Raw genomic sequence first — 12,393 nt, 5'->3', positions numbered from 1 at the left:
TCCCGCCGGCTCGGTGTTCGCCCTCCCCCCCGCCGCCCCGGGCCGCCCCCCCCCGCCCCCGCCGCACCCCGGCGGTCACCTGTCCACAGCCGCCCCCGAATGTGGATAACTTCGGCCCCGCGCCCCGGAAAACCCGGGACTGTCGTACCTCGCCGATAGAATGTTGCTGGGGTCGCCCCCCGGAGAGGGTGGGGGACACCCTGGGGATGGCGCGGCGCGGGGCAAGCGGGGTCCTGGGCGTGCGCCCCGTGGCTCAGGAGCCGAGGTGTTCGGCGCGCGTCGGGACCAGAGTGATGGCCAGCGCCGGGAAGATCGCCGCGACGCAGAAGGCCAGCGCGTAGCGCGAGTCGCCGATCACCAGGCCCAGCACCGGCGGGGTGAGGGCCGAGGCGAGGTTCTGCGCGGTGTTCTGGGCGCCCATCGCGCGGCCCGACCAGGCCACGCCGGCGAGTTCGGCCGACGCGGTGAAGCCGAGACCGTTGTCGCTCACCGTGATCACCGCCGCCAGCGCCAGCGCGAGCGCCGCCAGCCACGGCCAGGTCGCGTCCCCGAGCGCGACCAGCAGCATCGCCGCCGCGCTCGCCACCGCCAGCTGCCGCATCGGCCGCAGCCTGCTGCCCACGCGGTCGGACCAGTAGCCCGAGGCCAGCCTGCCCAGCGCGCCCAGCACCTGGACGACCGCCAGGAACCAGCCCGCCGCCAGCACACCCCAGTGCTGCACCGAAACCAGGTACACCGGCGCGAACGCCGACACCGCGAACTGCGGGACGACCAGCAGCGCGCTCGCGCCGTGCAGCCGCCACAGCGCCGGTTTCCGGTACGGCGACGGCGGTTTCTCACCCGAGCCCGCGCCCGGCCCCGCACCCGGCCCAACCGGGCGCGGCGGGTCCACGACGAGCCAGACGACCAGCGCGGCGACGACCACCGCGAGCACCGCGGGCAGCAGCATCGCGGCCCGGAAACCCCAGTGCTCCGCGAGCGGCGGCAGCCCCAGCGCGGCGACGCCGACGCCCAGCGGCTGCGCGGTCTGCCGGATGCCCATCGCCACCCCGCGTTCGGACGCGGAGAACCAGCCCATCACCACCCGGCCACTCGCCGCGTTGACCGACGCCGAACACGCACCGGCAGCCAGAAACACCCCGAAGAGTAGGCCGACCGAGTGAGTCCCGAGCGCGGCGAACACCAGGAGTAACCCCGAAGCGCCCAGGCCGAGCGCCATGATGAGCCGCTCCCCGTAACGGTCCGCAGCCGCGCCCCACACGATCAGGGTCAGCAACAACCCGGCACTCGGCGCCGCGACCACGGTGCCCGCCTGCGCCAGGGTCAGTCCCGCGGTCGCCCGCATCGCGGGGACCAGAAAGGGAAGGCCGTACAGGAAAGTGCAGCTCGCGGTCTGCGCGGCGAGACCGAGCGCGAGCACGAGCCACCGGTTCACCCGAGGTTTTTCCCGGACCACACCCGCGCTCGCGACCTGCGACATCGTCACCACTATCCCATATTTTGAGACCCAGTTCCTATATACTGAAATATAGTTGGGCATGCTAAGGAACGCAACCGCCTTCCGGCGGCCGCGTTCCGGGCGGGGAAACTCAGGCCAGCGCGGCGTATCCCGGCTTGATCACGGTGTTGATGAGCTTCAACCGGTCGTCGAAATCGATGAACGCCGATTTCATCGCATTGATGGTGAACCACCGCAGGTCGTCGAGGCCGAAGCCGAACGCCTCGTGCAGCGCCGCGAATTCGCTGCTCATCGAGCACCCGCTCATCAGCCGGTTGTCGGTGTTGACGGTCACCCGGAAGCCCAGCCGGGCCAGCAGCCCGATCGGGTGCTCGGCGATCGAGGGCGCCGCGCCGGTCTGCACGTTGGACGTCGGGCAGATCTCCAGCGGGATCCGGCGGTCCCGGACATAGGCCGCCAACCGTCCCAAATGGACCGTTCCGTCGGCGTCGGTCTTGATGTCGTCCACGATGCGCACACCGTGCCCGAGCCGTTCGGCGCCGCAGTGCTGAATGGCCTCCCAAATGGAAGCGAGCCCGAACGCTTCACCGGCGTGAATAGTGAAATGCGCATTGTTCTGGCGAAGGAACTCGAACGCGTCGAGATTACGGGTCGGCGGGAATCCGTCCTCCGGTCCCGCGATGTCGAACCCGACCACGCCCGCGTCGCGGTAACGCACCGCGAGCCCGGCGATCTCCAGTGCCCTGGCGTGCTGGCGCATGGCACACAGCAGCGTCCCCACCCGGATGGCGGCACCACGCTCCGCTACCCGGCTGACGCCTTCGGCGAAGCCCGCCTGCACGGCCTCGACCACCGCATCGAGTGACAGCCCGCGTTCGACGAACAGTTCCGGTGCGTAACGAACTTCGGCGTACACGACGCCGTCCGCAGCGAGGTCCTCCACCGCCTCGGCGGCGACCCTGACCAGCGCCTCTTCCGTCTGCATCACGCCACACGTGTGGGCGAACGTCTCCAGGTACGACACCAGCGAACCGGAGTCGGCGGCCTCGCGGAACCACCGCCCGAGCGCGTCGACGTCGGTTGTGGGCAGGCCCGTGTACCCCGTCGACTCGGCGAGTTCGGCGACGGTGCCGGGCCGCAGCCCGCCGTCGAGATGGTCGTGCAGGAGGACCTTGGGCGCGCGGCGCAGGGTCTCCGCGCTCGACGCCGGAGGTACGGGCGTCACTGGGGTTACTGTGCTTCCGTCTGACATGGATCCAACGGTAGTCTTGGTGTCATTCCCCTACATGGCCCTAACGCTCAGCCTCCACCTAACCCTGAGCGTTGACGATCACCGACTGAATCGGCCATCCGGGGGCGACCTCGGCATTGCGTGCTTCACGGGGGTCATACACACAGCAATTTCGCAATGGATAAGCTTCGTAACACGTCCCTCCCATTTTCCCCGCCGACGAAGGACACCGCAGTGACCACTGACAACCACATTGCCGCCCCGTCCTTCGACCGGATGCGCAACATGCTGGTGCGCGCGGCCGAAGTGCGTGAGAGCGAGCAGCAGCAGATCTTCGACGCGCTGGACGACATCTACGCCCGGCTCGCCCCGGTGGACTCGCTGGGCGCCGTCCGCAAGCGGCTGTCCGAGCTGCCCGACCGGACCGAGGTCGGCGTGCTCGCCGAGCGGCTCGACGAGGCCATGTCGCGGCTCGAGGCCCAGGACAACGCGCTCTCCGCGCTGACCCACGCGGTCGAGAGCATCGTCGACAAGCTGGCCAAGCCCTTCGCCCAGCTCGACGGCCGCCTCGACGGTGTCGCCGCGCGCTTCGAGGGCGTCGCCGGCCGGATGGACGGGCTCGAGGACAAGCTGCAGAACATCCACCGCAGGCTCGACGAGCTGGGCGGCCACCTGGACAAGCAGGACGCGCGCCTCGAATCGCTCCCCGCCGCCGTGCACGGCCCGGTCCGCGAGCGGATCGAGCAGGCCGAGTCCGGGCTGCGCGAGCGGATCGACTCCACCGACGCCGAACTGCGCTCGCGCGTGGACGACCTCGACCGCGCGACCAAGGAGCGGATCGGCGCGGCCACCGAGGCGCTCAAGACCGCGGTCACCGAGACCGGCGAGATGGTCGACGCCTCCGAGCGCCTCGACGGCCTCGGCGGCAAGCTCGACACCGTCACCGGCAGGCTCGACGACCTGGCCTCCCGGCTCGACAAGGTGGAGAGCGACCTGGGCGGCAGGCTCGGCGACCTCGACGGTTCGCTCAAGAGCGGGCTGTCCAAGGTCGAGGGCACGCTGGCCAAGCAGCCGGACACCGACTCGGTGGACTCCCTGGTGCGCAAGAGCAACGACGAGTCGGTCCGCCGCATCGGCGGGCAGCTCGACGAGGCGATGGCTACCTTCGCGGAGCTGATGCTCGGCGGCGGCCCCGCCGTCCAGCAGATCGCCCCGCCGCCGCCCGCCCCGCGTCAGCCGCGGCGCAGCTCGCGCAACGGCCGCGCGCCGAAGTCCGCCGACGCCAAGTCGAAGGCCGCTTCGTCCGACGCCTCGGACGACTCCTCCGACTGAGTGATCTTCACGCGTTAACTCTTCACCACGGTGCCCCCGCCGGGCTTCCCGGCGGGGGCACCGTCATGTCCGGAGCACCGCGGCGGCCAGGCAGTGAGCACGGCTTGCCGGATGCGCGGAGACACCGAGGGACGCCCTGGGTGCGGTGAGTGCGACGAGGGCGTCCCTCGGTGCGGTGAGCGCACCGAAGGCGCCCTCGGCACAGCCGCCGCACTGCCCGGCAGCACCGCCGTGACGTCCCGAACGACGCGTTCGGGACGTTGAACGTCCTCAATGGAGCGTTCGGGACGCCCGAGACCTCCCGAACACGCCGTTCGTCTGACAGGGCCGCGTCATTTTCGCGTTAAATCCGGTGTACCGAACCGGACGACTCGCGTACCCAGACGGACGACTCGCGTGCCTGGATGGACGACACGGGGTCAGGCGGTGTGGAGGGTGTCGAAGACCAGGGGGGTACGTTCCGAAGCCGTGTCCGAAATGTTGTAGGCGCCGGTCAGAGCGGCCAGGGCTGCCGGGACGGCATCCGGAGTGTCGGTGTGCAGTTCCAGCAGCGGCTGCCCCGCCACCACCGGCTCGCCGGGCTTCACCAGGCAGCGCACGCCCGCGGCGGCCTGCACCGGATCCTCCTTGCGTGCCCGTCCGGCCCCGAGCCGCCAGGCCGCGATGCCCACGGCGTAGGCGTCCAGCGACGCCAGGACCCCGTCCTCCGGCGCGGTGACGACGTGCACGTGGGCGGGTTTCGGCAGCGGCGCCTCCGGGTCGCCGCCCTGCGCGGCGATCATCCGGCACCACGTCTCGTACGCGCGGCCCGAGGCCAGCACCTCGGCGGGGTCCACTGAGGACAGTCCGGCCAGCGCGATCATCTCGCGTGCCAGCGTCACCGTCAGCTCGACGACGTCGGCCGGGCCACCGCCACGCAGCACCTCGACCGACTCCGCGACCTCGATCGCGTTCCCGACCGCCTGGCCGAGCGGCACGCTCATGTCCGTCAGCACGGCCGTGGTCGCGACGCCGTGCGCGGCCCCGATTTCGACCATCGTCCGTGCCAGCTCCCGGGAGTCCGAAAGCGTTTTCATGAAGGCGCCCGAACCGGATTTGACGTCCAGCACCAGCCCGGCCGCGCCCTCGGCGATCTTCTTGCTCATGATCGAGCTGGCGATGAGCGGGATCGACTCGACCGTGCTGGTGACGTCGCGCAGCGCGTAGAGCTTCTTGTCGGCGGGCGCGAGGCCTGAGGTGGCCGCGCAGATCACCGCGCCCACTTCGGACAGTTGCCGGGTGATCTCCTCAGTGGACAGTGCGGCCCGCCAGCCCGGGATCGACTCCAGCTTGTCCAGTGTGCCGCCGGTGTGCCCGAGTCCGCGCCCGGACAACTGCGGCACCGCCGCACCGCAGGCCGCGACCAGGGGCGCCAGCGGCAGCGTGATCTTGTCGCCGACGCCGCCGGTCGAGTGCTTGTCGACGGTCGGCCGGTCGACCTTCAGTGCCAGCCGCTCCCCCGAGTCGATCATCGCGCCGGTCCACCGGGCGATCTCGCCCGCTTCCATCCCCCGCAGGAAAATCGCCATCGCCAGCGCGGACATCTGCTCCTCGGCGACGACGCCGCGCGTGTAGGCGTCGACCACCCACGCGATCTGCTCGTCGCTCAGCCGCCCGCCGTCCCGCTTCGCGCGGATGACGTCGACGGCCGCGAATGCTTCGATTCTGTGCTCGCTCATAGGATTCCGATCCTACCGTCCTGGAAAACGGATCGGCGCCACTCGAAGCGGCGGGACGGAACCGGCGGTTCAGTTCACCGTCGCGCAGGTTTTCGGCACGGTCGGCGAGGTGTTCGGCGGGTTCAGCGTCTCCCAGGTGAGACAGAATTCGGCGCCGCTCGGATAGTTCTTGCCGATCCACAGGCTGTCCGTGTCGGCGTACTGCAGGACCTGGTTGTTCGTGCAGATCTTGAAATAAGTGCGGTTGACCCGGTCGTGCTCGACGCTCGGTGTGTCGCAACCACGGTCGTTGACCTGCGTGGCGACGATCCGCTGCAGAGTGTGCCCGTCCGGCGCCATCACCAGCTGGAGACAGCTCTTGATCGCGCCGTTCCAGTTGACGTGACAATTGAGCGTTCCGGCCGCCGACGCGGCGGCGGGAGCGGAAACCAGAAAACCGGCGGCCAGCGGAACGGCCGCGGCACCCAGCAGAATTTTCCGGAGCATTTTCGACGACCCCCATTCCCGGATGGCCGAAGCGGTCACCCGTGCCGAATCCGGGCGGGACCGATAACACCGGAAGTTCGGTCAGCCCCTCCCCTAGCCCCCCATGGGCTGGGCCGACCGTAACACGGGTAACAAACTATCGCAAAGACGAGAAAATTTCTAACCTCGCCGATCGGCGCCGCACAGCGCCCCGGCGGACGGCACAGCGTCCGCCGGGGAACTCCGCTCAGGGCAGATCGTCCGGCCCGAAGGCGTCGGGCAGCACCTCGGACATCGGCAGCACGCCACGCGGCGTGTCCACCAGGCACGACGAACCACCCAGTTCGAACAGGATCTGACGGCACCGCCCGCACGGCATCAGCAGTTCGCCCGCGCCGCTGCGGCACGCGACGGCGACGAGCCGCCCGCCGCCGGACAGCCGCAACTGGCCGGCCATCGTGCACTCGGCACACAGAGCCAGGCCGTACGAAGCGTTCTCGACATTGCAGCCGGTGACGATCCGCCCGTCGTCCACGACCCCGGCGACCCCGACGTGCAGCCCCGAATACGGCGCGTACGCGTGGGAAGCCGCCTCCACGGCCCACTCCCGCAGCGACTCCCAGTCCACAGTAGACATCAGTCGCCCTCGCCCCGCCGGTACGGGACGCCGTCCGCGCGTGGTGGCCGTAGCCGTTGCGAGGCGACCGCGAGCACGATCAGCGTCACGAAGTGCGCGGTGTACGGGATCAGGTCGCTGGGCAGCGAGTCGTTCGCCCAGTAGATCGCGTACAGCACCCCGGCGCCGACGACGCCGATCGCGGCGGCGATCCACTGCCGCCGGATCAGCTGCACCACCACGATCACGCCGAGCAGGATCACCGTGCCGTACAGCAGCGCGAGCACGGCCTTGCCCCCGCCGGAAAGCTGCAGTCCGTCCGCGTACCCGAACAGCGCCGCGCCGCCGAGCAGCCCGCCGGGCCGCCAGTTGCCGAAGATCATCGCCGCGAGGCCGATGTAGCCGCGGCTGTTGGTCTGGTTCTCCAGATAGTCCGCGCCGCCGGAAAGCAGCACGAGCGACGCCCCGCCCATGCCCGCCAGCCCGCCGGAGATGAGCATCGCGACGTACTTGTGCAGGTAGACGTTGACACCGAGCGACTCCGCCGCGACCGGGTTCTCCCCGCACGAGCGCAGCCGCAGGCCGAACCGGGTCCGCCACAGCACGAGGTAGCTCACCGGCACGAGCACGATCGCCAGCATCGTCAGCGGGGCGACCTCGGTGACCAGGCCGTGCAGGATCCCGGCGACGTCGGAAATCCCGACGCGCCTTGCCTTTTCCAGATCGCCGAGCCAGTCGCCGAGGAACGTCGCCGAGTAGGTGTCGAACTTCGGCACCGGCGGCGACTGCCGCGGGTTCCCGGACAGCGGCGTGAACACCAGGTTCGACAGGTATTTCGCGATGCCGAGGCCGAGCAGGTTGATCGCCACACCGGAGACGATGTGGTTGACGTTGAAGGTGACCGTCGCGACGGCGTGGAGCAGGCCGCCGAGCGCGCCGAACACGATCGCCGCGACCAGGCCGGCCCAGACACCGCCGTAGTACGCGCCCCACGCGGCACCCCACGTCCCGAGGATCATCATGCCCTCGAGACCGATGTTGACCACGCCGGCGCGTTCGGCCCACAGACCGCCGAGCGCGCACAGCAGGATCGGCAGCGCGAGACGCAACGCGGTGTGCGCGGTGTTGCTCGACGTCAGCGTGTCGACGCCGGTGGCGTAGGACGCCATGGACAGTACGGCGATCGCCACGACGGCCCAGATGACCCCCTTGAGCCAGCCCGGAATCCGGTTCCGGCGGCGCACCGCGACCGTGACCGGAGCGGCTGACGGGTTCTCGGTGATCGTCACACCGCACCCCCTTCCGCGACGCTGGAACCCTTGCGGCCGTTGCCCGCCAGCGCGCGGCCGACCCGGCGCTGCTCGGCGGCCAGATCGGCGCGCCGCACGACCTCGTAGGCCACGACGACCGACAGCACGATGATCCCCTGCATGATCGTGGCGATCTCCTTGGACACGTGGATCTGTTCCAGCGACACCGCGGACTTGTCGAGGAACGCCCACAGCAGCGCGCCGAGCGCGATCCCGCCGGGATGGTTCCGGCCGAGCAGCGCGACGGCGATCCCGGTGAAGCCGTACATCTGGGTCGAGGTGATGCCGTAGCTGAAGTCGCGGCCGAGCAGTTCCGGCATCGCGATCAGGCCCGCCACCGCACCGGAGGTGAGCATCGCGATCAACGTCATCTTCTTGGCGTTGACACCGCCCGCCGCGGCCGCCGTCGGCGACTCGCCGCTGGCCTTCAGCTCGAAGCCGAACCGGGTCCGGTTGAGCATGAACCAGTAGCCCGCGCCGATCAGCGCGGCGATGATCACGAACCCGAACAGCGTGCCCGAGCCCAGCGGGATGCCGGGGATGTGCCCGGACGGCGCGATCGGCCTGGTGCCGAGGTTGTTGCCGGTCAGCACGCCGAACGCGTCCGGGTTGATCAGGAACGCGACGATGCCGCCGACGATCGAGTTCAGCATGATCGTCGAGATGACCTCACTGACCCCGCGGGTCACCTTGAGGATTGCCGGGATCGCCGCGTACAGCGCGCCTGCCAGCAACGCGACCAGCAGGATCACCACGGTGTGGATGACCGGGGGCAGGTTCAGCGCGCCGCCGATGATCGCGGTGGTCACCGCGGCGAAACGGTATTGGCCCTCGACCCCGATGTTGAACAGGTTCATCTGGAAGCCGATGGCCACCGCGAGCCCGGCGAGGTAGTAGACCGTCGCGAGGTTCACCGTGTCGACGGCGGTGGAGCCCTTGAACAGCTGGCCGATCATGGTGCCGTACGCGGTCAGCGGATCCGCGCCGGAGATGATCAGCGCGATCGCCGACAGCAGCAGGGCGAACACGATCGCCAGCAGCGGCGGCAGCACCTTCGTGCGCCACGAACTCATTCCGCCGCACCCCCTTCCACGTTGCCGTCGGTGTCCACAGTGGACTCCGCGGCGTCGTCACCGGCGCCGGTCATCGCCGAGCCCAGCTCCTGCGGGGTCACGGTCGCCGGATCGGCGCGGCTGACCAGCCTGCCACGCAGCATGACCTGGATGGTGTCCGACAGCCCGATCAGCTCGTCGAGGTCCGCCGAGACGAGCAGCACGGCCAGGCCGTCGGCGCGCGCCTGGCGGATCTGTTCCCAGATCAGCGCCTGCGCGCCGACGTCGACGCCGCGCGTCGGATGCGAGGCGATGAGCAGCACCGGGTTGCCCGACAGCTCCCGCCCGACGATGAGCTTCTGCTGGTTACCACCGGAAAGGGCGGCGGCGGGGACGTCGATGCCGGGCGTGCGCACGTCGTACTCGCGCACGATCCGCCGGGTGTCCTCGCGCGCGGCCGCGATGTCGAGCAACTGTCCACTCGAGACCGGTTTGCGTGATTGGTAACCGAGGATCCGGTTGGCCCACAACGGTTGTGTGAGCAGCAGGCTGTGCCGCGTGCGGTCCTCGGCGATGTAGCCGATCCCGGCCTCGCGGCGGGCGAGCGTGCCGATCCTGGTCAGGTCGTGCGCGAGGCCGTCCTGCTCGACCAGCTCGATCGTGCCGCCGGTCGCCTTGCGCATGCCCATGATCGTCTCGACCAGCTCGGTCTGCCCGTTGCCCTCTACGCCGGCGATGCCGAGCACTTCGCCCGCGTGCACCGTGAAGGTGACGTCGTCGAGGACGTTGCGCTCGGAGCCCTCGACCGACAGCCGGACGCTGTCCAGCCGCAACACGTCGCGGTCGGTGACGGTGGACTCGCGGGTCTCGGGGCTGGGCAGTTCGGAGCCGACCATCATCTCGGCCAGCGCGCGGCTGGTGATCGTCTTCGGGTCGGCGGTGCCGACCGTGGTCCCGCGCCGGATCACGGTGACCGAATCGGCGATCGCGCGGACCTCGTCGAGCTTGTGCGAGATGAACAGGAAGGTGTAGCCCTCGGCCTGCATCGCGCGCACGGTCTCGAAGAGCGCGTCGACCTCCTGCGGCACGAGCACCGCGGTGGGCTCGTCGAGGATGATGATCTTCGCGCCGCGGTAGAGCACCTTGACGATCTCGACGCGCTGCCGGTCGGCGACGCCCAGTTCTTCGAGCAGCGTGCCGGGGTCGGCCTTCAGGCCGGTCCGCTCGGCGAGCGTCGCCAGCCGCGCGCGGGCGGCCCGGCCGATGCCGTGCAGGTTCTCCGCGCCGAGGAAGACGTTCTCGCCGACGGTGAGGTTGTCGGCGAGCATGAAGTGCTGGTGCACCATGCCGATCCCGGCCTTGATGGCGTCCTGCGGGTTCCGCAGTTTCACCGGTTTGCCGTTGATCGCGATGCTGCCCTCGTCCGGCTGCTGCATACCGTAGAGGATCTTCATCAGGGTGGACTTGCCCGCGCCGTTCTCGCCGCAGAGGGCGTGCACCTCGCCGAGGGCGACGGTGAGGTTGACGTCGGAGTTGGCCACCACGCCGGGAAAGCGTTTGGTGATCCCGGTCAGCTCGACGGCCGGGACGCCCCGGTCGGGGACCGCCGCGGCCGGAGACTCGGAAGTGCTCATGAGGTGATGAGTTCCAGTTCTCTTCTCGTCACTGTGCCGTTGGTTACCAATCCGCCAGCAGCCACGGCGGAAACGGGTACCTACGAGCAGGTCGGCTGCGGACCGTATCCGCCTACTTTCGGTCGGATTGGTAAACAGCGGAGGCCCGGAAGGGGATCCCCTTCCGGGCCGTGCACGCTGCGTACTACTTCTGCGGCTTGTCCGAAACCTTGATCTGGCCCGCGACGATCTGGGCCTGGTAGCCGTCGAGGACGTCCTTGATGTCGTCGACCTTGCCACCCGAGGTCGAGTAGCCGACGCCGTCGACCTTGAGGTCGAACCGCTTCGGCAGCGAGCTCAGGTCGTTCTTCGCGACCGCGCGGAGGTAGTCGAAGACCGCGACGTCGACGTGCTTGAGCATGGAGGTGATGATCACGTCCCTGCTGTCGGCGACGGTCTTCTGGTTGTACTGGTCGGAGTCGACGCCGATCGCGGAGACCTGCTTGGCCTTCGCCGCCTCGAACACGCCCTTACCGGAGGCGCCCGCGGCGTGGTAGATCACGTCGGCGCCGTTGGAGATCTCGGCCGCGGCCTTCACGTTGCCCTTCGCGGGGTCCTGGAACCCGGAGAAGTCACCGGCCGGGGTGAGGTACTCGTGCTCGATCTTGATCTTGTTCGAGACCTGGTTCGCGCCCTGCAGGAAGCCGGCCTCGAACTTCTGGATCAGCGGGGTGTTGACGCCGCCGACGAAGCCGACGTGGCAGTTCTTGCTCTTGTACGCCGCGGCGACGCCGGCCAGGAACGAGCCCTGCTCCTCGGCGAAGACCAGCGGAGTCACGTTCGGGAGGTTGATCGAGTCGTCGTCGACGATCGCGAACTTGGTGTCCGGGTGCTTCGGGGCGACGGCGGCGACCGACTTCGCGTAGGCGAACCCGACCGCGACGATCGGGTTGAGGCCCTGCGCGGCCATCTGCTCCAGCCGCTGCTGCTTCGCGGCCTCGTCCTCGCTCGCACCGGCGGTGCTCTCGCTGACCTGGGTGACGCCGAGCTCGGACTTCGCCTTGTCCGTCCCGGCGGCGGCCGCGTCGTTGAACGAGGCGTCGCCCCGGCCGCCGACGTCGAAGGCCAGGCCGACCTTGAGCTTGCTGCCGTCGACCTTCTCGCCCGTCTTGCTGGTGCTCGACGACGGCGGTGCCGCGGGCGGCTTCGGCGCGGTCACGCAGCTGCCTGCCTGGTTGCCCGAGGCGTTGTTGTTACTGCCACCGCCGGAGTCCTTCGCGCACCCGGCCAGGGTGAGTACCCCGGCCATGGTCGCGGCGGCCAGCGCGGTTCCACGCATGCGACGCACCGTGTGTCTCCCTCCCCGCTGATCCAGCGGATGTGTCAGAGAACGACCCGGCCCCAGTGCCGGGTTCGACCGCCAGACCGTACCTAACGGCCAGGAGGGCTCCATAGGAAAGGCACGCTACGTAACACAAACGTTTACTCGGCAGGCGGCATTCGCGATCATGCCCTCACCGACCGTGATCAGTGCTGAAGGGGTCTTTTAGCGCGTGGGATGCGAGGAAAATACCCAAAAGCTAAAATGAAGAGGGGA

10 protein-coding genes are annotated in these 12,393 nt (G+C 69.4%); 1 reads left to right on the top strand and 9 read right to left on the bottom strand.

Going from position 1 to position 12,393, the window contains the following annotated elements; translation table 11 throughout:
- Window positions 1–253 precede the first annotated feature (253 nt).
- Both ACFWX1_RS30700 and ACFWX1_RS30695 read right to left on the bottom strand, forming a co-directional pair.
- A complete protein-coding gene (locus ACFWX1_RS30700) occupies window positions 254–1,480 on the bottom strand; it encodes an MFS transporter (RefSeq protein WP_378393241.1) in 1,227 nt (408 codons plus the stop codon).
- 109 nt (window positions 1,481–1,589) lie between these two features.
- Window positions 1,590–2,711 (bottom strand): adenosine deaminase, encoded by a 1,122-nt coding sequence (locus ACFWX1_RS30695; RefSeq protein WP_378393239.1) that lies wholly within the window; start codon window positions 2,709–2,711, stop codon window positions 1,590–1,592.
- 213 nt (window positions 2,712–2,924) lie between these two features.
- On the opposite strand from ACFWX1_RS30695, the gene ACFWX1_RS30690 reads away from it, so the two are divergent.
- Window positions 2,925–4,022: a PA containing protein gene (locus tag ACFWX1_RS30690; RefSeq protein WP_378393237.1), complete on the top strand. Its 1,098-nt coding sequence runs from the start codon at window positions 2,925–2,927 to the stop codon at window positions 4,020–4,022.
- A 419-nt stretch (window positions 4,023–4,441) separates the two neighbouring features.
- On the opposite strand, the gene ACFWX1_RS30685 is transcribed toward ACFWX1_RS30690, so the two are convergent.
- The 7 genes from ACFWX1_RS30685 to ACFWX1_RS30655 form a co-directional block, all read right to left on the bottom strand.
- A complete protein-coding gene (locus ACFWX1_RS30685; protein ID WP_378393243.1) occupies window positions 4,442–5,725 on the bottom strand; it encodes a thymidine phosphorylase in 1,284 nt (427 codons plus the stop codon).
- Window positions 5,726–5,809: 84 nt separating this feature from the next.
- Window positions 5,810–6,226, bottom strand: a complete 417-nt coding sequence (locus tag ACFWX1_RS30680) for a hypothetical protein (RefSeq protein ID WP_378393235.1) — start codon at window positions 6,224–6,226, stop codon at window positions 5,810–5,812.
- Window positions 6,227–6,452: 226 nt separating this feature from the next.
- On the bottom strand, window positions 6,453–6,842 hold the full coding sequence (locus tag ACFWX1_RS30675; RefSeq protein WP_378393233.1) for a cytidine deaminase: 390 nt from the start codon (window positions 6,840–6,842) through the stop codon (window positions 6,453–6,455).
- Window positions 6,842–8,110: an ABC transporter permease gene (locus ACFWX1_RS30670; protein ID WP_378393231.1), complete on the bottom strand. Its 1,269-nt coding sequence runs from the start codon at window positions 8,108–8,110 to the stop codon at window positions 6,842–6,844. Before ACFWX1_RS30670 ends, ACFWX1_RS30675 begins: the two co-directional genes overlap by 1 nt.
- Window positions 8,107–9,204 (bottom strand): ABC transporter permease, encoded by a 1,098-nt coding sequence (locus ACFWX1_RS30665; protein ID WP_378393229.1) that lies wholly within the window; start codon window positions 9,202–9,204, stop codon window positions 8,107–8,109. The genes ACFWX1_RS30670 and ACFWX1_RS30665 overlap by 4 nt, the downstream gene beginning before the upstream one ends.
- Window positions 9,201–10,817, bottom strand: coding sequence for an ABC transporter ATP-binding protein (locus ACFWX1_RS30660; RefSeq protein WP_378393227.1), 1,617 nt, complete (start codon window positions 10,815–10,817; stop codon window positions 9,201–9,203). The genes ACFWX1_RS30665 and ACFWX1_RS30660 overlap by 4 nt, the downstream gene beginning before the upstream one ends.
- Before the next feature lie 184 nt (window positions 10,818–11,001).
- A complete protein-coding gene (locus ACFWX1_RS30655) occupies window positions 11,002–12,135 on the bottom strand; it encodes a BMP family protein (RefSeq protein WP_378327498.1) in 1,134 nt (377 codons plus the stop codon).
- Between the last annotated feature and the right edge of the window lie 258 nt (window positions 12,136–12,393).

Source organism: Amycolatopsis sp. NPDC059021 (genome assembly GCF_042739895.1).
Lineage (GTDB): Bacteria > Actinomycetota > Actinomycetes > Mycobacteriales > Pseudonocardiaceae > Amycolatopsis.
Note: the sequence above shows the minus strand (reverse complement) of the source record. Positions and strands in the feature narration are given on the sequence as shown.